The organism is Vibrio sp. B181a (assembly GCF_030248375.1).
Taxonomy (GTDB): Bacteria; Pseudomonadota; Gammaproteobacteria; order Enterobacterales; family Vibrionaceae; genus Vibrio; species Vibrio campbellii.
In genome coordinates this window covers 104,218-126,329 of record NZ_JAHGAD010000036.1, presented here as the reverse complement: position 1 = coordinate 126,329, position 22,112 = coordinate 104,218, and the positions used below count along the sequence as shown (strand labels likewise).

Annotated in this window: 12 protein-coding genes; 10 read left to right on the top strand and 2 right to left on the bottom strand. The window is 44.5% G+C overall.

From position 1 onward, the window contains the following. Nucleotides 1-44: 44 nt before the first annotated feature. The 7 genes from KIO97_RS16450 to KIO97_RS16420 all read left to right on the top strand — a co-directional run bounded on the left by KIO97_RS16450 (nt 45) and on the right by KIO97_RS16420 (nt 6,547). Nucleotides 45-245, top strand: coding sequence for a hypothetical protein (locus KIO97_RS16450; RefSeq protein ID WP_005432140.1), 201 nt, complete (start codon nt 45-47; stop codon nt 243-245). Nucleotides 246-422: 177 nt separating this feature from the next. Further along, on the top strand, nt 423-1,091 hold the full coding sequence (locus tag KIO97_RS16445; protein ID WP_005432139.1) for a LuxR C-terminal-related transcriptional regulator: 669 nt from the start codon (nt 423-425) through the stop codon (nt 1,089-1,091). A 229-nt stretch (nt 1,092-1,320) separates the two neighbouring features. Next, complete coding sequence (locus KIO97_RS16440; protein WP_086015387.1) at nt 1,321-1,977, top strand: LuxR C-terminal-related transcriptional regulator; 657 nt, start codon at nt 1,321-1,323, stop codon at nt 1,975-1,977. Between the two features lie 204 nt (nt 1,978-2,181). After that, the gene (locus KIO97_RS16435) at nt 2,182-2,766 is read left to right on the top strand and encodes a calcium-binding protein (protein WP_005432137.1); all 585 of its coding nucleotides are present in this window, start codon (nt 2,182-2,184) and stop codon (nt 2,764-2,766) included. 60 nt (nt 2,767-2,826) lie between these two features. Further along, complete coding sequence (locus tag KIO97_RS16430; RefSeq protein ID WP_079401878.1) at nt 2,827-4,545, top strand: type I secretion system permease/ATPase; 1,719 nt, start codon at nt 2,827-2,829, stop codon at nt 4,543-4,545. Next, nucleotides 4,520-5,860, top strand: coding sequence for an HlyD family type I secretion periplasmic adaptor subunit (locus tag KIO97_RS16425; RefSeq protein WP_045376305.1), 1,341 nt, complete (start codon nt 4,520-4,522; stop codon nt 5,858-5,860). The genes KIO97_RS16430 and KIO97_RS16425 overlap by 26 nt, the downstream gene beginning before the upstream one ends. A gap of 126 nt (nt 5,861-5,986) precedes the next feature. Continuing rightward, complete coding sequence (locus KIO97_RS16420; RefSeq protein ID WP_045376307.1) at nt 5,987-6,547, top strand: sugar O-acetyltransferase; 561 nt, start codon at nt 5,987-5,989, stop codon at nt 6,545-6,547. Between the two features lie 90 nt (nt 6,548-6,637). On the opposite strand, the gene KIO97_RS16415 is transcribed toward KIO97_RS16420, so the two are convergent. Next, nucleotides 6,638-7,267, bottom strand: a complete 630-nt coding sequence (locus KIO97_RS16415) for a response regulator (protein ID WP_285383456.1) — start codon at nt 7,265-7,267, stop codon at nt 6,638-6,640. Continuing rightward, nucleotides 7,264-8,658 (bottom strand): sensor histidine kinase, encoded by a 1,395-nt coding sequence (locus tag KIO97_RS16410; protein WP_285383455.1) that lies wholly within the window; start codon nt 8,656-8,658, stop codon nt 7,264-7,266. Before KIO97_RS16410 ends, KIO97_RS16415 begins: the two co-directional genes overlap by 4 nt. A gap of 286 nt (nt 8,659-8,944) precedes the next feature. Here KIO97_RS16410 and KIO97_RS16405 point away from each other — a divergent pair, with 286 nt between their 5' ends. The 3 genes from KIO97_RS16405 (at nt 8,945) to KIO97_RS16395 (ending at nt 22,054) form a co-directional block, all read left to right on the top strand. Beyond that, a complete protein-coding gene (locus tag KIO97_RS16405; RefSeq protein ID WP_285383454.1) occupies nt 8,945-9,670 on the top strand; it encodes an SDR family NAD(P)-dependent oxidoreductase in 726 nt (241 codons plus the stop codon). A gap of 434 nt (nt 9,671-10,104) precedes the next feature. After that, a complete protein-coding gene (locus KIO97_RS16400) occupies nt 10,105-10,596 on the top strand; it encodes a DM13 domain-containing protein (RefSeq protein ID WP_045457389.1) in 492 nt (163 codons plus the stop codon). Nucleotides 10,597-10,738: 142 nt separating this feature from the next. Further along, the gene (locus KIO97_RS16395; protein WP_373417326.1) at nt 10,739-22,054 is read left to right on the top strand and encodes a hypothetical protein; all 11,316 of its coding nucleotides are present in this window, start codon (nt 10,739-10,741) and stop codon (nt 22,052-22,054) included. Nucleotides 22,055-22,112 lie beyond the last annotated feature (58 nt).

Genomic DNA, 22,112 nt, shown 5'->3' with positions numbered 1-22,112 from the left:
GACCTAGTTTACAAGTTTAACGACTCGATATTTAGGTAAGTACTATGAATGATTTCGAAAAAGAACTAGCACAGATCTCGCAAGAAGCGTCTCAAGAGCCAGAAGTAAAGCTACCAACTCTTGAAGAGCAGAAGCAAATTGCGGCAGAGCTCAAGAAGTTAGAAGCTGAAGGAAAACTGACTCCAGAAATCCTTGAGCAATACTTTGGTAAGTTCAATCAGAAAAATTCAGTGCCAGTGCATTAATAAAGGGGGAGTTTGATACTCCCTTTTTAATACCTATCAAATTCCTCACACCTTTTATCTACATACCAATCAATAATTTAGTCTTTGCTACTACTTTTTTTCATACTTGACAATAGTGCCTCTCTAACTAAATCTATGCCTTATTTCACTCAAAATGACTAAAGGGCATCGATCAAGATGGAGAATCAAAATACAAGGAAAGTGATCTTAATAACGGAGGACAGCTTACAGTCTTCACTGTTAAAAGATGTGCTAGAGACTAAGCTCAACATCAATGTTCAGTTGATCTCTCCTGAAAAGCTCGATACTCAGCCTGAATCGGTCAGTTCAATCTCTGCGATATTGTTGGATTACAGTGTGATATCAGACGAGGTCTTCTCTCGTTACATGGAGTTTAAAAAAACGGATCTCAAAGACACGATAGAAGTTCTTATTAACTGCGATAAATCGATTACAACGGAAGAGTTGTTTGTTTGGCAATCATTGGCTGGCATCTTCTACACTTCTGACGACATTAGTACGTTACAAGCTGGAATAGGAAAAGTATTACAGGGTGATATGTGGTTTAGCCGTAAGTTTTCTCAGCAATATATCACGCATTTACGTCGACACAGCAGACCTCTTAATAAGACCGTTCCCGCAATTTTGACCAAAAGAGAGCAGCAAATCATTACCTTTTTATCTATGGGGGCTTCGAATCAACAGATCGCTGAGCAGTTATTTGTGAGTGAAAATACTGTCAAAACTCATCTCCATAATATCTTTAAGAAGATTGATGTGAAAAACAGAGTGCAAGCATTAATTTGGGCAAAAGAGAATATGTCGGACCTCTCTATTGCCGTATAATTAGTGTGTTTATTACAATGGGTTTCATATTATTTGCGACTCATTGCAAATATAAAATTTCAGATTTAAAAAAGTGTTTCTTTTATGAGAAACACTTTTTTTGTTTCTGATCTTGATCAAATTGCAATTTAAAAAAGTAGCAAATAACTCTACTCTATCGGCTAGCACTTAGATATGAGCTTAAATACTTATAACTAGTTATTAATCTAGAGCATTTAGTCAGTAAAGTATGAGAAAGATTATGGAACAGCATAAAGAAAAACCTGAAATCCTAATGATCACTCAGCAAAGTTTACAGAGTGAAAACTTTAAGGAGATTCTTTCTAGGAATACCGGAACAAAAATTACAATTATCGATAACAAGAATGTGAGCTACCATGAGCTCATTCCTGAAAAGTACTTCCTATTGGTTGATTTCTCAGTAGAAACACCTTCCGATACCTTAGTTTATTTAAAGGATAATGAGAAAGTATTAGGAACGATCATGCTCAATTTAGGTCACGATTTAGATGCGTCTGAATTGGCCTCTTGGCCTCACGTTAAAGGTATATTTGGGCCTAATGATTCGATGGAAAAACTTTGCCAAGGGTTAAGTGCGATTATTTCTGGAGAAAATTGGCTGTCTCGTCGTTTGCTTGATCAATTGGTTAATTACTATAAAGGAAAAGAGGTGCACCACGTTGTAGAGCCTGCAATAGAGGTAGAGTTGACCAGAAGAGAGGTTCAAGTTTTACAGATGCTAAAAGAAGGAGGCTCGAATATGGAGATTGCTGATTCATTATTTATTAGCGAGCACACTATAAAATCTCATCTTTACAATATCTTTAGAAAGATTGAGGTTAAAAATCGAACACAAGCCACTAGTTGGGCAAAAAGAAACTTGTAGTACTAGATTTAACCTTATGTTTTCAATGTCTTTTATATCTAAAAGTACCAGTTTTTAAAGTGCTAATAATATTGTTAGTTTGAAATATCAATCCATATTCAAACTTGTTCCTATGCTTTTGTTTATTAGACTTCCCGGTGTCTGCAGGAAGTTAATTCAGACGTGAAAAGGTCTATTCAAATATAAAGCCAAGAGGGACATACAATGAGCACAAATGACACATATCTCGGTGATGCGGGCGAAAATCACGAAATCGCTGATTTCGATGGTGGTAACGATGTATTCATCGGTTTCGGTGGTAATGATTCATTCGTCGGTGGTGGCGGTGATGACTTTGTCGTTGGTGGGGCAGGCAATGACCGTCTAACAGGCGGTGCAGGTGATGATATTTTGATGGCTGGCACAGGTAATGATTACCTAGGTGGCGGCACTGGAAGCGATTTGCTACTTGGTCTGTTAGGTGACAACAAACTTAACGGTGGTGTTGGCGAGGATCTGCTTGTTGCTGGTTCAGGCGATAACATCTTGATCGGTGGTTCAGGCGCAGACAAGTTTATTTTCACGGATAAATTTGAAGGTCATGGTGAAGCTAAAGTGGTTGATTTCACAATCGGCGAGGATTCTTTGCACATCATCAGTGACTCTGTCACATCATTCTCTGATTTAACCATTAGCTACGACGCTAAAGGTAACGCTGTCTTTACTGATGGCGCAGATCTGACTGTCAAATTGATTGGTGTTACGCAAGAAGACATCAATACCTATGGCAGCGACTTGTTCATCATTTAAGTCATCCTATTAGGCGCTAGCGGGTCTAGCGCCTAAATATAAAAATATGTGGAAGTAATCGTGCAAAATACGGTTTTCAAAGAAGTTAAACAAAAACTATGCACGCTGACGGGCCTGCTGATTGGTTTTAGTTTATTTATAAATTTATTAGTGCTCTCTATCCCTCTGTACATGTTGCAAGTGTACAACCGCGTTATCTCTTCCTACTCGATTGATACCCTTTTTTTATTGACAGTGATTGTTCTGGCTGCGCTTTTAACTATGTCGCTGATTGATATCGCGCGAGCTCAGATGAGTAAGTCGTTTGGGTATTGGATTGATTCAAAACTTTCGGTATTTATGCTCAAACGAAGCATTCAGTACCAAACACACACGGGCAAAAGCTATACATCTCAGGTGTTGAGAGATATCCAAAACATTAAAAGCTTTCTCAGTAGCCAAGCGCCTTATCCTTTGCTTGATGCACCTTGGACCCCGGTTTTTATACTTTTCGTTTATTTGCTGCACCCTGTTTTGGGCCATATTGCGTTAGGGGGCTCAATTGCTTTGTTTAGTTTGGGCGTGATCAATGAGCTTGTGACCCGAAAAACCATGCAAGAAAGTGAAGTTCGATCGATATCTCACATCAATCAAGCAGAAGTGGCGACTCAAAACGCGAATTCAATTATGGCTATGGGCATGATGAATGCTTTTCTGGAAAGCTGGTACTCACGTGTTAATGAGTCTAATCAACTGGAACAACGTGTTACAGGTAAGTCGATTTACCTCGCTAACTTTTCGAAGTTCGTACGCGGCTCCCTTCAGATATGTTTATTAGGAGGCGGTGCCTGGTTGGTCATCCAACATGAGATTACCGCAGGTGCAATGATCGCCAGTTCTATTCTAATGAGTCGCGCACTCTCTCCGATGGAGCAAGCGATCGGTACATGGCGCAGCGCGATGTCTGCCAGAAATGCTTACAAGCGTTTATGGGAGATTGATCGGATTGTTAAACAAGATGAATCTGACATGCCTTTGCCTCGTCCAAAAGGTCACTTTGAACTGACGGGGTTAGCTTATCGTCACCCTGGAGCATCGGAACCTGTTTTATCAGCGATATCACTGTCGATTCCGCCAGGTGTTTCTGTGGGCGTTATTGGCCCTTCCGGAACGGGAAAGTCAACGTTTGCAAGACTACTACTCGGAAATATCAAACCTTTGGCTGGCAAGGTCACCTTAGATGGTATGGAAGTATCAACGTGGGCTTCAGAAGACAGAGGTGCTCACTTTGGTTATTTAGCTCAGGAAGTGGAGTTATTCCCCGGAACAATTCGAGACAATATTGCACGATTTAAAGATGAAGACCCGGCAAAAGTGATTCAAGCTGCTCAACTTGCAGGGTGTCATGAACTTATTCTTAAGAAAAACAAAGGCTATGACTTTACCATCGGGGAAAATGGCCGCGGCTTATCCGGTGGAGAGCGACAACGCATTGCTCTGGCAAGAGCCGTTTACGGTGACCCTTCTGTTGTCGTGTTTGATGAAGCAAACGCGAACCTAGATGGAGAAGGTGAGGCGTCATATCAACGTTTAATAGCACACCTCAAGTCTCAAGGCTCAACAGTGGTTGTGATTGCTCATAACCCAAGTACGTTAAGGCAAATGGATCGACTTCTGTATTTAGCCGACGGACGAGCTAAGTTATACGGAGCGCGAGACGAAGTGTTGAAGCGTTTGATGGGAGAAGATAGAACAGATATACCGAGGGTGCGAAATGAGCAATCAACTGCCAACCGTTAATGAACTTGCAGCAGAAAAAGTATTCCGCTTTTTGCCCTCTTCGGAGCTTCACTTGAAAGGCCCGATTTTATTAGGTGTCTTAACGCTAAGCCTGTTTCTGGGAGGGTTAGGTTATTGGGCTGCCACGGCGAAACTGGAGAGTGCTGCTATTGCTTACGGTGATCTATCGGTATTAAGTAAGCGTCAGGAAATCCAACACTTGGAAGGTGGCATTATTGAAAAGCTCTATGTTCAAGAGGGCGATTTAGTAGAGAAAGGGCAATTGCTCCTTCGGCTTTCAAAGCGCCAAGCCAATGCGAAACTTGACTCTCTTGGCGGTCAGTATATTCATACGATTGCTAAAGAAAACCGTTTGAATGCGGAGTTAGATGAGCTACCGGACATCAACTGGGCTCGTGACCTTGAGACCATTCAAAATGGAGAAATTGTCGCCGAGGCCAAGTTGGTCCAAAGCAAGATTTTCGAGGCTAGGAAACGCTTTTTTGACAGCAAGTTAAACATCATTGCGCAAAGTATATCTGGTGCAAATTTAGAGCTGGATAACCTCAGCGAAACGAAAGTCATTGAACGTGAACGCTTGAAGTTTATTGAAGAAGAGATAGCCAGTAATCAAGCGTTGGTACAGAAGGGTTTCTCTGGAAAGTCGGCGTTACTTCAGCTCAAACGTCTCGCCGCAGAAGTACGTAGTACGTTGAGCCAACTTGATCGCCAGTCGCTCACCGTTAGTAAGCGACTGGATGAAAACCAAGCAAAGATAGAAGAGCTAAAGCTAGAGCGACTCAATGAAATTGTCGAGGAGTTACGCAACACCAAGAAAGAGCTCGTCTCTATTCGGGAGGAGTACCGTTCGGCAAAAGACATTGTTGCACGTACCGACATTGTCGCTCCTATTTCTGGCAGAGTCGTCAATATGCAGGTCTTTACTGAAAAAGGTGTCATTGGTTCGGGAGAGACGTTGCTTGAGCTGGTTCCTCAAGATGACAAGCTGCTGGTGGAGGCTCGCGTGAGTCCCCAAGACATCGATTTAATTACACCGGGGCAACATGCTCAAGTTCGTTTGACGGCTTTGAATGCGAGAACACTCGCGCCCTTGGATGGTACAGTGTTAACGATTTCGGCAGATAAACTGTCTGAACAGAACCAAGATGACTTTTATCTTGCTCGCATCGCTTTGTCTCAAGAGGACGTCGCAAAGCATAGGCTGACATCAGGTATGAATGCAGAGGTACTGATTTTATCTGAACCAAGGACACCGCTGAGTTATTTGGTTAAACCATTAACGGAAAGTATGAATCGTGCATTCCGAGAAGATTGATGGATAACTTCTGTTTGAAATCTCACCACAGTGTTCACGCAAATAAATAATCCATTACGCCAGTCACATTTTGCGACGTTGTGATGTGCTTTGATGCGTTTTTACTTTGGTGAGATGGTGTAAATAATGAGAACAGAAAAAGAAAAAATGTTGGCAGGTGAGCCATACGATGCTTGGGATACAGAGCTCTACCAAGCAAGAATTGGATGCCGAAAAGTTCTGCAAAAACTTAACAACAGTATTCCTGATACCGACGAATGGCGAAGCGTAATTGACGAGCTTATTCCTGATTCAGAGGGGGCCTACCTTGAGCCTCCTTTTCGATGTGATTATGGTTCTAACATCAAAGTGGGTAAAAACTTCTATGCCAACTTCAATTGCGTGGTGTTAGACGTGGCGGAAGTACATATTGGAGATAATGTTCTATTTGCTCCTAATGTACAGATTTACACTGCAGGACACCCTTTGGATGTCAAAGGCCGTGTAGAGGAGGGCGTTGAGTTTGGCACGCCGATTACTATTGGTGACAACGTATGGTTAGGCGGCGGCGTGATTGTTTGCCCAGGTGTGACTATCGGTGAAAACTCGGTAATTGGCGCGGGCAGTGTAGTTACGAAAGATATCCCACCGAACGTAGTTGCTGCAGGAAATCCATGTAAAGTAATTCGTCCAATCGAACAAAAATAATCGAATTGGTAGCTTATCTCAGGACGGGACAACGAATTAAAATTAAAGAGCCGACATTCAGTCGGCTTTTTTATGTATTTTAAAGATGCGTTAAAGCATGCTGGAGTGGACTTGTTGACCTTGTTCCGTCAGCGAGTAAATTCGCCCATCTTCTTTGATAACTAGACCACTGTTGACTAGTTGTTTTAGGTGGAAGTTGAACTTGGTGTGGTCTTCGATACCAACCACACGGCAGAGGTCCATGAACTTCATTTTTCGATGGATCTTGAGCTGCTTTATAACCGAGCGACGAATCGGGTTGGAGAGCGCACTAAAGATTTGGTCATGCTTCCTCTCATCGAGAGGAGACTTTGGTGACCGTTCAGCATGGACTCGCCTTAAGGTGACAGATAGAGCTGAGAGATTGAATGGCTTAGTGAGAAACTCATCCGCTCCCTTTTTCATGGCGTCTACCGCTACGTCGACTGTAGCAAATGCAGTGGTGATGATAATGCCAATGTTGGGATGCTGCCTTCTTAAGGTAGAAAGGGCCTCGATACCGGTCATCCCCGTCATTACGACGTCAAATAGCGCTAGGTCGAAATGTTGTTCACTGGCGATGTCTAATGCATCTTCTGCATTATCACACGCGACCACTTGAAACGATTCCAAGGTTAATGCCTCAATGAGAACCTCTCGCAATTCAACATCGTCTTCTGCAAGTAAGAGTTTTAGTGTCATTCAATATTCCTTGGTAAGCGGATTTCAACTGTTAAGCCAGTAATGTGGCCACTCTTCTTTGAGTTCCTCAAGTCTAGCTCGCCACCGTGTTGTAAAATAATTTGATTACTGATTGCTAATCCCATTCCTGTGCCTTCACCCCTTGGTTTTGTGGTGTAGAACGGTGTTTTCGCTTTGGCAATTTTGTCCAGTGGCATGCCAGTTCCCCAGTCGGAAATGGAGAGGATCGCCATCAGTTTGTCTTGATACGTTTCTATATCGAGTTGCTTGTGTTCTTGGCTAGCGTCAATCGCATTGCCAATGATGTTGGTCACTACTTCTTCCAATTGACCTGCATCACCTAAGACACTAAGCGTATTATCTAGGGATGTGCTTACAGCAAAGCCTTCTAAACGGTATTGGTTCAGAGAGAGAGCCTGTTCAACGACCTGTTGTAGTGAAACGATTTCTCGCTGAATCGGTTTATGGTGAGCATAGTTCAGAACCTCATGACTGATTTCAGCAGCCCGTTCTAACCCTTGCCTAATTCGAGCCATATGACGGTGACTAGCCTCGTTGTCGGGCAGTTGTTTTTCCAACAAATCACAACTCATGGTCGCGCTGGAAAGCGGTGTCTTGATTTCATGAGCGACAGCGGAAGTCAGTTCACCAAGTTCTTTAAGTTTGGCATCTTGTTGAGAGATTTGGATGTTGCTTTCGAGCTTCTTGCTTTTCTCATCATCAAATACGCGTAATGCAATCCAAAGGGTGCACAAAATAGAGAGTGCGCAAACCATTCTCACGAGCAGCACCCAGAGCCCTAAATCAACTGTAAGTAAGCCTGCTGAAATGCCGTATGCAATGAGCGAAAGGCCGGTCAGTTTAAAGGGTAGTGAAGCACCATGACCTTCTTGTTCGAGAATATTGGCGTAACTCATCATGGCTAATCCTGAAATTAGCCCAGAACCTAAACCAAAGATCCAGCGGACTTGATTCGCAGTATCGTGAATATAAATGGCGTACTCTTTGTTACCAAAGCGGATGACCAAGCTAGCAGCAAACAGAGCGATAACCGCTACGGCTCCGTATTTAATGGCTTTGACGTTTTTCCAATCAGTGAGGCCAAGCATCTTCCACGCAAAAGCACCGAGAGCAATGAACGAAAACAAAAGTTTGAATACCTTGAAAGTTTCTACGCCTTTGGTCAGGGTAAACTCGTGTTCATACATCACCAAGTAAAGTTCTGACCACTCATGGAAACCATGTATGAAGCCGAATAACGCAAGGATGGGCAAAGCAGAAGCAATCGCGATCCGGCTTTTTCGTAAATCCCGAAACAAAATTGCAAAAAAGATGGCGAAGAAAGCTAAGCCATAGAAGAGGTAGATTTTGAAGATGAGTAACATATCCATGGTTTCAGTCTAAATTGCGTTTTTATCAGTAGCAATAAGGGATATTTGCAATCTTATTGTGGAAAGTTACCTGTATATTCGAAGCGAGTTTCAGGGTTGAGTGAAGTTAACTTATCAATGCTATGGCTAATTTGATAGGAAAGTTACCCAACAGAATAGGGATACAGCTCATTTGATATTATTCCGCTTCTGGTGAAGGTATTTTGGTCGTTTTTGCGTTTATTTCTATTTTTATGAGTGGTAGCACTCTAAAATTGGGGTTATTAAAAACAATTAAGAACTCTGTATGTATAAAGATAAAGTGGTCGTGATTACTGGCGGTAGCCAAGGTATCGGTCAACACCTTGCTCTTGCCTACCTTGAGCGACAAGCAAAAGTTATCGTGTTAGACATTGCGCCCAGTAAGAATCCAGATATGGATTTCCACCTTGTTGATTTAGGACGACCAGAGCAGATTGAGCAGGCTTTTGATGAGATCCAAAGACAGTACGGCAAAGTCGATGTTCTCATCAACAATGGTGCGATCGCCAACTTTAACAAACCCATTCAGCAGCTGACTTTTGAAGAGTTTTCACGTGTGATTGATGTCAACCTCAAAGGTGCGTTTGCTTGTTCCCGACTATTTATTGAGTTGAATCATTCTCAGCCTTATGGGCGAATTATCAATATCGCCTCCACGCGCTGGAATCAAAATGAATCTGGTTGGGATGCTTACGGCGCGTCAAAAGGTGGTGTGGTATCAATGACACAGTCGATGGCTATTTCGTTGGCAGAAACGCCCATCACTGTAAATGCAGTCAGTCCGGGTTGGATTCAGGTTGAAGGGTATGACGATCTTGATAGTTTTGACCATCAACAGCACCCATCAGGCCGAGTAGGGAAAGCCAAAGATATTGTTAATGCGTGCCTTTTTTTAACGCACCCTGAGAATGATTTCGTTAATGGTCATAACTTGGTTGTTGATGGAGGAATGAGTAAGAAAATGATCTACCAAGATAGTTTGCTAGATTGAACATACGTTTCCTACGGGCTTCTCTAATACCTCAATTAATGATATGTCTAATTCTCTTAGGCATATCTGCTGTTTAGACTTTTCCCGGTTCATTTAGTTGTGTCCAGCTTATATCGTTTTACTCGATGCGGTAGAGTGCGTCTTAAGTAGCTATCTTGGTTCTCCTTACTAATCTATACCCTCTCCTTGATTTTAGAGCATGTAGGCATGTATAAAATTTTGTAGTGCTCTTATGCTTAATCGACGGTAGCCGATGTGAGTTAGCATTGGCTGCATGGTCTCTTATTAGAAGTCGGGTGAATCTACCTCGCATTTTGTGACATTCATTAAGAAAATACTTTCTCGGCTAATAAATTCATTTTAACACCATGATTTTAGGAGAAATATGAACTAATTTTGTACAACAATAAATAGCTAAAGCTAGGTAAATAATTATGAAATGGATTTTGTTCCTTGTAAGCCACACGTTATGTGTTTTGGCTGGTTTTGCTGCGGGTATTTACGCCTTACCTATTCTTATCCAACCGGACTCTCCGGATATTTCTGTTATCTCCAAATCTACTCAAGGTGTGCTGTACCAGGGGACTTTCGATCGTAATCGAACTGACAGTGATTTCTTGCACTGGGGTGAAGGCGAGATTTGGTTAACTGAGGACACCATTGCATTTCAAGGTGAGTTAGCTCCTGGCCCGGATTATAAAGTGTATCTCTCTCCAACATTTGTTGAAACGGAAGCCGATTTCAATCGATTGAAGGCGCAAATGATTAATGTCGGTGACGTGAAAACATTTGACCGTTTTATGGTCACTCTTCCTCAAGATCTGCCTTTAGACAACTACACGACCGTTATTGTTTGGTGTGAAACATTTGGTGAGTTTATTACCTCCGCGAAGCTCGAATCTGTCGCAAAACTGAATCAGAACTGACTGTCAAAAAGTTTTAACGGATGCCGCATTAAAAATGACAGAAACGTGACAAAGCAAAACTCTCTATCGCCAATATCTCGGCGCTTTGTTTTTGACGCTATCGTTAGCTTTGTCATAAATGGATGAATAATTAATATTTTGTATGAGTTGGAAAAGTATTGTGCCAATTGTTCAACGTTATCTAGCCCTATTCTTACTGATGGTTTTATTTCCTGTTCAAGCTTTGGCGGCAGGTGAAATCGTTATATCTACTAGTCCCACTATTGGGTTACCTTATGAAAACGGTGCCGTCATTACGTACTCTGTTGAAGTAAAAAATACGACAGCGAGCACTATCAGTGATGTCTCCGTGACCAATGCGATTTGGGATGTAATGTCTGGTTCGAATAGAGCTTTCAGCAGTTTGACCATATCGGATTCTCATACATTAGGCACAGCCCCTGGCTCTTATACCTCAAGTGACAGTAACCTCAGTGTTACTGGAGCGAACTTACTTCCTTTTGGTCGTGTTACCTATCAAATAGAAGCAAGGATTTCTGACGATGCGGCGGAGAGCATTACGCTGGGCGGTACCGAAGTAAAAGGGACGGTTTCTGGCACAGAAACCACTTTTACCAATACTGATACCGTTACCTTCGAACCTGCTGAATATAATTATACTCTCGATGCTTTTGTATCCCCTGAGGAATATAACGTCGGTGGCACGCTCACGTACTCTTTAACCGCAACCAACAATGGCAGTTATGCTGTTAAAGGTTTAGATATTGAGCAAGACTTTGCGTCTCTCGTAGGACAAAAGCTCGATGGTTCGACAGGGAATGCATTTAGTAACGTTACGATCAGCGCGGTAGCTTCGTCTGGCAGTAATGCGGGTACGTTTGCGACTACTGGCGATTTATCTGTCACTGACGCGGAGATCTCTGTCGGTGGCTACATCACTTACACTATCACCGCGACGGTTGCATCCGATCTGCTCTCCAACATTGATACTCAAGCGACTTCCACTACTCGTGCCGGAAATGTCGACAGTAATGCGCTTTCCACCCCTCCGGCAGATCCTGATATCGAACTCGAGCATACAATCAACTCAACGTCGCCATATTTGATTAATGGTGAGGTCGATTTTGAGTTGAAGGTGACGAACAACGGTGGCGCAATTGCTCATAATTACCACGTAAAACAGAATATTAACGATTTAGTTAGTAGCAATGGTCTCGCCAACAACTTATCTCCTTCATACAACAACACCGATGTAGATGGGAATCCATTTGCTACTTGGAACATCACGGTTTCAGGCATCGGCAGTAACTCACTCTCAGACTACCAAGGTAGCCCACAAACGGATGTGGACTTCGACGATACCGTTTCTATCTACCCGGGTGAGTCAATCACCTATCAAATTAAAGCAACTTTAACCTCAATCACCATCGGCACTTTGCAAGGTTTTACGGCTTCAGTCACGGATGAATCAGGTTCATTGGTACAAAACTCGACAATCTCCAGCACGGTTGATGCAGAAAAAGTGTTAACCGTAACGGACTCAGATATTTCAATTACGAAGACCACATCAGCGTCTGAATACGTACCTGGTGGAGAAATTGAGTATGAAATTACTGTCACCAATGGCTCTTCAAAGTACTTCGCGAACAACCTTCTGGTTCAAGATAACTTAACATGTGTGATTACTGAGCAAGCGGGTGGTGCTGGGGATGGCCAGGCTTTTGAAAAGTGGAAAGTTGATGTCATTTCTGGTGAGGACTCGATAGGTTCGGATCCGGGATCTTTTAGCTATGGAACTTGGACGTCCAGTCCGCTTTCGCTTACGCCAGACATCGCGCCGGGTAAAACCATCAAGTACAAACTGACGGCCAAAACGAATGATACTAGCACGGGCTTAATTCTTGATAACAACCCAAGTTGTTCTAACGATAATGTCACAGAAGAGGGATCGGGTGTTCAAACTCCAGACGATAACTTACGCGCAAGTAAAGACGTCGACAGCCGTTTCTACTCTTCAGGGCAGGCGCTGACTTACACCATCACAGTGACCAACGATGGCGATGGTTTTGCAAACCAAGTTCAGGTTTTAGATGACCTCCATTCAGTAACAACAAAAGACATTTATGGCGGTGATATCGAAGCATACTCGGATTGGAAGATTACTGCTGCGGCTTTTAAAGATGATGGCACTGCTGCGACCGCTTCTGATACCGGTATCTCGGGTGAAGTGAATTATCCTAATAATTTGAATGTTATCGCGACACTTGAGCCTCATTCTTATATCGAATACACCATAGTTGCAAAGACAGATCCTCTTGCAAATGGCCACATTTCTAATGAAGTGACAGTGGATGGCTCTGTTTATGCTGACCGCGGCTCCGACCCGCGTGACTTTGCCATCGAGCTTAATAAGCGCGTTAAGACCAATACCGATAAAGGTTTCCATGGTGATCAAACCGCGTACTCTAAGCTTGATACTGAGGTGACTTACCAAATCAGCCTTAAAAACGACAAAGAAAACGGCTTTGCGACAAACGTTGCGGTGAAAGATGTATTATCAACAATTACTGCGGGTGTTTTAGAGCCGGATGGAAAAACGAAAGCGGTATTTAAATCTTGGACGATCAGCGCCGAGATTATCTCTGATGATTCTATACTCAACGGGAATCCAGCTTATACATATGTCGGCACGTTCGCTGATAATACAGACTTAGATACCACCGCTCAGATCCCACCAAACGTTGAAGTGCTGTACACGATCGTTGCGCAAATCGACCGAACTAACGAAGATGAAATCCTATTTACTCGGTTTGATAATACTGCGGAAATAAAGACACCAGACTCAAGCATTCAGAACTCAGCTTCTGACACGGTCGTGGTTTATCCTCACGACCCGAAAGTGATTGTTGCTAAAACCACGCCCGATAATGCGTTTGTTCCAGGTCAGTGGGTGAGCTTCAATGTCACAATTTTGAACACGGGCCCAGGTTATGCCAACGAAGTGCATGTAACAGACGATATTATCGGCCTAAATGCATTCTCAGAATGGACAATTACAGCGTCTACTGACTCGAATAACTCTCCTTTTAAAACAGGTAGTTATGAAGGTGAAAAATCAGGCTTTCCAAATAACGGCAACATCAATAGCTACATTGATCTAGATCCTCGAATCAATGGAGCGGAAGGTGCTGTTGTTTATACCATTAGCGGTAAAGTTAAAAACGACTATGCCGAAGATGAAATCTCTAATACGGCAGAGATATATGACCCTTCCACCAATCTGAATCAATCATCCTCTGCACAAATTGGTAGTAAGACGGGGGATTCACTCAACGTTTCAATTTTGAAGACCGCCGATAAAGTCCGCTTTATCCCTGGCGATGATGTGACCTATGAAATTCGTGTTCTAAACAACGGTGCTAACCCAGAAGTTGGTCTAAAAGTTGTCGATTTATTGAATGAAATTCGATCGGTTCTCGCTAACAAAAAAGATAACCACTACGCAGACTACCCAAACCAGAAGCCATTTGAATACTGGCAGTTTGATTACGATGATGGCGCTGGTTTCCAGCCACAAACGAATGATGATTTCATCTATCCACCGGGTGATGCGTCTAACACGATGACACTTGAGGCTGGAGAACTTCGTACTTTCCGAATCAAAGCGCGAGTTAAAGATAATGTCATTGGTTCTCAAGACTCAGTGGGAAACCTGAACAATAAAATTGAAAATGATGCTTACGTGTATCGTGACTTTGGTCAAGTGACCGAAGAGTCTCACGTATCCCACCATGAGATGGAGCGCGCGTACAACGGCGGCGATGTCGTTAGAAAGTTACTGGTTAACGGTGTGGAATCCAACTTCTATTCACCAGGTGATACGCTTACCTACCAAGTTACTATCTCCTCGCAAACGGGCTACGTGAACGACCACGGTGTAAACGAAAACATCACGGGTGTAACGACTCAGCTCCTTGATGGAACCACGGCAACCCCGTTTGCAGCCGGCTTTAGCGTTGATGTCAGCAAAGACGATACTAACGGCGGAAATGGTACGACAGATGGTACCTTGGACGGCACAGTTGCAGACAACCAAAACATTACGACCACCATCGATGTAGCAGGCGGAGACTCCGTTACCTATCAGGTTGAGGGTGTAGTCCGTGAAGATGCGGTCGGTACGATTACGATTGGCGGCATTACTGTCGTTCCAAATAGCTACCACCTTTCGTTTAGTAAAACAGTTGACCAAGCAAGCTATGAGCCAGGGCAACCGCTCGTTTACCGCTTAACAATTGAAAACGATGGTAAAGGTAACGCTTATAACATTCCGGTGATTGATCGACTGTCTGAGATTAAAGTTGACCTTATTGATGGCACTAATGATAAAGCATTTGATTCAGGCTGGACGGTAGCGCCACGCATTGTGAGTGGCAGCAGTAAAGCGATTCTAGATCTCGATGGCAAAATTGCGGATAACGTCGATATCGATACCCACGCCTCCATCCCAACGGGGACCAAGATTGAGTATGTCGTGACTGCAAAAGTCAATGATAACGCAGTGGGCAACATTCTGAACTTATTAACGGTTGATGGCGATACGGTCAGTGCGGAGACCAAAGCCTCTGCAGAGAAGTACGACTTCTCTAAACATGTCACCAAAATCTACGATCAGGATGGCACAACCGAGTTAAGCGGTGGGTACACGCCTGGTGGTTACATCGAATACGAAATCTTATTGAAGAACCTGAACAATGTTCACATCAATCAGATGCCAATTAAAGATGAAATCAGCAAAATTAAAACTGACTATTTTGGCGGTGTTAAAGGGCGTGCATTTGATTCATGGACGATAACGACCAGCGTCGATGCTAGTACGATCAGCAATGCCGGTAAAGTCGTCAACAATGCCGACATTGATACTAGCTTCGATCTTGCAGCAAACGAGTTTGTTGCTGGTGGCACCTTTGTTAAGTACACCATTAAAGCGAAGATCAGCGAGCAAGCAGTAGGGCAAATCCTGAACGTTGCGGTCGTTGATAACAGCCATAACTTACCATCCGAGCCAGTGAGTATGCTGCCAGCAAGTATCTCTAAAACGCATAAAGCGTATACAGATACAACGCTTGCTACACACAAGACCACATACAACCATACGACTGACAGCGAGAAGATCGTCTACCACCTGCGGATTGAGAACAATGGTAAGGGCTTGGAGTACAACAAATCACTGAAAGAGCTGTTCTCTAATGTCAAAGTGCGTGTCGCGCAAAACGCCGCGGGCGAATCGGATTCTCAAACTCTGCCAGCATTTGGTCAGTATGGATGGACAGTTACCGCAACAACTTCTGGCGAAGCGACCACGTTGATTGATGGATATACTGGTGGTCCAAATGCGGACATTGATATCTCTACGCTGTCGATTGCGCCTGGTGGTTGGATTGACTTTGTGATGGAGTCACAGATCCGCCAAGACGCACTTGACCAAATCGTTGCGACACCAAAATACAATGGCAGCAACTTTCATTCAGCAAAAGTAACGCCGGAGGGTAGCAACCTTTCAGTCAGTAAAGAAATTGTCTCTATTGATGGCAAATCTTATGTATCCGGTGACACCTACAAACCTGAAGATGAGGTGATCTATAAGTTCACCGTGACCAATACGGAGCCTGTGTGGCGAGATCAAACGGCTATTCAAGATATCGTTTCTAATGTTCGTGTTGAGGTGATTGGAGGTACAACTAAGTCTGCATTTTCTGAGACGAACATTTCACATGTTTTCACTTCTGCGGGCACGACAGGAACGCAGGACACCTACGTTGAACCTTACGATGCGACGGACGATCTTGACCTACTCGTTGATATTGCACCAGAAGAAGTTATTGAGTTTACGGTTACAGGTAAGGTTCGCCCAGATGCGCTAGGCGATATTGATGGCAACACAGGTAAAGCTGGCAATCACAGTGATACAACAGATGTCATTCCGCCAGCAGTGCCGATATTGGACTTTGAAAAAGCAGTTCTGAATACAACCGCAGACAGTGGTACATGTACCTTCCCATCAACAACAGGCACCGATTGTCACTACAACCCGAACGGTCAAGTTCAATACCAAGTTAGCGTGACCAACGTGGGTGAGAGTATTACTAATGGTGCGACGATTGTTGATGAACTGAACAGCATTGATACATCTGATGGTAAGCCTGCGTTCAAAGATTACAGCGTTGCGATCGTGAGTGCACCGGATGCAGATCGATTCTCCATTACGGGTAACTACCAAGGAACCGTACCACTGAATGCTGCGTTCGATTTGATGCCAGGCGACACCGTTGTGTTTGAAATTGACGGTACAGTAGCAGCGGATGCGACGGGGACGATTACCAACGTGGCTAAAATCAATGGTGTTGATAGTAATGCCGTCGTTTTAGATCCTGGTACGTCGAGCCTTATTGCCCAAAAATCAACAGACACACCAACCTACACGCCGGGTTCTGAAGTCCACTATCAAATGCGTGTTCGTAACGAGACGGCAAATAATGAGCTGATTGATATCCGAGACATTATTTCTGACTACAAAGTTGAAGTCGCTGATGGCTCAGAGCAAGTTGCTCTGAAGGATTGGACGGTCAGTGCTCAAGTGATTACTGATGGCAACCCTGCTTATACAGACATCAGTAATCTTAATTCTATTGCTCCAAACACAGATATTGATGTGACCGTTCAGATGGGCGGGAAAGCCGCAGATGATACTTACACGGAAATCTTAATCACAGTTGAGGGCCACGTTCGTGATGATGCGGTTGGTGAGTTTACAAACCAACTACAAGGCAAACTGAACTCAGGAACCAATTACTTTACCTACAACCTCAAAGAAAAAGTCATTGTTCCAGAGCCAGGAAGTCTCGAAGTAACCAAGGTTACCTCAATCACTCCTGCGATTTACCATCCTGGCGACACCATTGGCTTCGATATTGAAGTGAAAAACGTGGGACAGGGTTACGCGACGGATGTGTTGATCTCTGATCTTTGGAAAACGATCCGAACCGAGAAGGCGGGTTCTACGTTACCTGTTCGTGCATTTGACTCTTGGTTTGATGCCTATACGAGCGTGGAGGGTACAGTTCCTGACTTAACGAAGCCGATTACGGGTTCAGAGGTCAAAGGTGATAGTGGCTACCAAATCCGCTACAACATCCATCCAGACCACACAGTGAAACTTCATGTTGAAGGTATCGTCAAAGCGGACCTTGTTGGCGATATCACCAACGTAGTGGAAGTGAGCGATTCAAGCGGCTCCCAAACAGCGGCTGCGACCTATAAGGCGGCTACTGCTGATTTGACCGTCGAGAAGACGGTCGATAAGAGCCAATATGAATCAGGCGATACGCTGACTTATACCATCAAGATTGAGAACACCACAGCCAACTGGGCGAATGACGTTCAAGTCAAAGATTTTGTAAACGACATCACTTCGACCAGTATTACTGGCACGACAGTAAAAGCGTTTGAATCTGGCACCATCTTCTTCAATGCATCTTCACAAACGGGAGAAACCAAGTTCCCATCGGCGACGGGGGAGTTCATAGACGGCAGTTTAGATATTGGCCCAAATGACGTTGTGACTCTGAGCGTAGAAGGGGAGCTAGATCCTGAAGTCGTAGGAGATGTCACCAACCAAGTTGCAGTGGATTATAACGGCACGATCAAGACAGCCGAAGCCACCAGTACGGCAAAGATTCCAGATTTAACCTTCACCAAAGAGCCAATGGTAGAGTTTTATAGCCCCAACCAAGCGGCAGGTTACATCCTGAAAATTGTCAATGAAGGCAACAGCTACGCGAATGACATCAACCTGAAAGATGAAATTGGTGCGCTCACCGTGAATACCATTGATGGCTCGGCGAACCAAGCTTTCTTGCAATGGGCGGTTCAATACGTAACGGGAAGCTCGCTGACCACAGTCGACGCTAACTCACTCGTCGTCGATCAGAACATTGATTACAACATCGATCTCGCGCCAAACGATACCATCACCCTTTACGTTATTGGCTTAGTCAATACGGAAGCGACGGGCGACATCGTTAACCAAGCGACATTGAACCACAACAGTAAAGACGTGACCGCAACTGCCACTATCAAGCCACGTCCGGGTGATATTGTTTTAGAGAAAACGACCGATGAGCGTTATTACCAGCCGGGGCAGTTCTCCACATTCCGTATCAAAGTGACCAACAATGGTTCTGGTTTTGCGGCAGATGTAAAAGTCGAGGACATCATTTCGTCACTTGAAGTGGAAACCTCTGGTGGTGCAATGGAACCAGCGTTAAATGATTGGACGATCGTTACCAGCAAGGGTGACCCGCGCACTGACATTGAAACGGTGCCGGGGCCAAATGGTGATATTTCTACCAACCTTGATATCGCACCAGGCGACACGGTTGAATTTGCCATCACAGGTACGGTGAACAGTAGCGCGGTTGCAAACATCGTGAATACCGCAACGGCAGAGTTTGGTGGAGCAACCCTCGATGCAACCGCGACGCTAGAAAGCTTACCTGAAGAAGTTTGGATTGAGAAAACCGCAGAGTCACCAAACTATATTCCGGGTGAGGAAGCGGTGTTCCATGTTCGTGTTTACAACGGCACCGATGGTTTCGATAACGACATCGAACTGGATGACATCCTATCGGGCATCAAAGCGACCAACATCTACGGTGTTAATGAGCGAGCGTTTGAAAGCTGGACGATTAAAACGACCAACGCGGACAGTCGTACCACGATCACACCAATGCCTGTCGATAATCAAGACATTCGCTCAGTGATCGATATTGCGCCTCACGATATTGTTGAGTTCACCATTACAGTGAAAACAAACCCATTAGCAGCGAGTGAAATCACCAACACGGCTATTGCGGACTTGAATGGCACTGTGCAGCAATCGAGCGCGACCATTCAACCTCAGTCACAAGGTATCTCAATCGAGAAAACGGCGGACACCGAGTATTACGTTCCAGGCAAAGAAGCCACCTTCCGCGTCAAAGTGAAGAACGAGGGAACCGTTTCGGCAACTGGCGTAGAAGTGAAAGATGCCATCAGTGACTTAGAAGTGGATCGTTTGGATGGAACCACAGTAAAAGCGTTCGACTCTTGGCGTATCGAAGTCAATAAGGGCAGTTCAGATACTGATATCACAAACATTCCGAGCGTAAATACGGACATCGATTCAACGCTGACGATTGCAGCAAATGATGAAGTGGAGTTCGTTATCACTGGTTTGGTGAATCAATACGCAACGGGCGAGATTGAGAACACGGCAAGTGCGTTGTTCCGCGGTGAAACTCAAGAAGCAAGCGCTATGCTATTGGCGATGCCAGAGTCGGTCAAGCTAGAGAAGACCGTCGATGATGAGTACTACCGTCCGGGTGAAAACGTCACTTACCACGTGGTGTTAAGTAATGAATCTGGATCGTTTACCGAAGAGATAGTGCTTAAGGATATTATCTCTGAGTTGAAGGTGAATACGATTCATGACACCGAAGCGCCAGCGTTTACCAGTTGGAGTATGACCAGCTCCTACAGTGACGATCGCACCATCGTGTTACCACAGATTCAAGGTGACAATTTGGATGTAAATAGCCGTGTGATTATTGCGCCAAACGATAAGTTGGAGATTGAAATCACAGGTGTTGTCAACGCGGATGCGATGGGAGAAATCACCAACCACGCGTATGCCTACGACAAGTCAGAGAGCGATGTTCTGGCGGATGACTTCGCAACTATCAAACCACTGCCGATCATTTTGTCGGTGACTAAGGTGGCAGATAAAGCGGAATACACCAACGACGACGATGAAATTACCTTCACGATGACGGCGACCAACCGAGGCTCTGCGGATGCAGAAAGCGTCAACCTGTTGGATGAAATCGATAAGCTTATTGGTAACAACGGCAATCCATTGTTCACCACATGGAAAGCGACTATCACTGAGCTTAAGTCTGGTGTGGTGGTTTCTGTCGATTCAGATAGCAACGTCGATTCAAACCACACCATGAAGGCGTACCAAGGTAATGAATACGAAATCGTAGTGACGGGTGAAATCAACCAAGGCATTGATGACAACTTCACGAACGTCTTTACCGCAAAAGCATCGACAGGTGAAGTCGCTTCCGCCAACGTCACGATCAAGGTTAAGAAGCAAGCTTACAACGAAGGCATGCTGAAAGTGACCAAGGTAGCGAGCAAGTCAGAAGCGAGCGTTGGTGAAGTCGTCGAATACGAAGTCGTGATTACCAATGAAAACGACAACCCATTCACGGGGGTACGTTTGGTTGACCGCTATCCGGGCGGCTTTGCTTACATCCCAGACTCGACTGAGATGGTTAACAGTGGCCCTGATGGCGTATTTGATACCTCGGATGATATCCAAATCACCGTAGAACCAACGAAGACCAATCAACTGTTCTTCGAAGTAGGCGACATGAATATTTACGGCAAGGGCGATTCGAAAACCGCTGATGCGGTACGTATTCGCTACCTAATGCGTGTTAGTGTTGGTGCCACCTTTGGCGTTTACATCAACACCGCATGGGCTGAAGCGCCACCGGCAGAAAGCTTCTCGGCACAAAACACCACGACCAACTACGTTGTGAAGTCGAACCTCGCCAGTGCGACGGTCGAAGTCATGCCAGATAAGGTATTCGATACCGCTTCAATCATCGGTAAGGTGTTCGAAGACCACAACGGTGACGGTTTCCAAGCAGACGCAACGGCAGATGACATTTACATCGATGTCGACCTTGCCGCGGGCGACTACGTACCGGGGTCGACCTTCATTACTCAAGATGGTGTTGAAACCCAACTGAAAGATGTGAAGGTGAAGCACAAAGGCCAAGACGTCGTGATGTCGAGTGTAGATAAAGGTTATGAAGTCGATGAGCTGTTCGGTCTATCTCGTAACCGTACCCTCGAACACAACAACAAAGTGGTGTTCCAGTTTAATACACGAACTCGCCAAGGTTTCCCGTTCAAGGTGACAACGTATAACGGCACGCACATCGAGTTTGATAAGCAAGGTAACGCGATTACCAAGCACAAAGGAGATAAGAAAAAAGGTCTGTCGGCAGAGAACATCGACGTGGTGAGAAACCTCTACCGAGATGGTGATATGTACCTATGGGAAATCATCGTAGAGAACAAAGGACTTTACGAAGACGGTATCCCAGGCGTTCGACTGCTAACGGTCGAAGGCATCATCATCGAGACAGACCAATATGGTCGATACCACGTTCCAGATCAGTGGGTGTTGAATAAAAAAGGTAAACAGTTCTTGGTCAAAGTCGACACAGACTCGCTACCGACAGGCATGAGGGTGGTCAGTGAGAACCCGAAAGTACGCCGAATCACACCAAACAAACTGACGAAATTTAACTTCAGTATTCAAAGCAGTGGGGATGATTAACCGTTCGCAGTACAGACGCAGGCTGGGCGAGTCCCAGCCCACCACTCAAGCGGTTAAG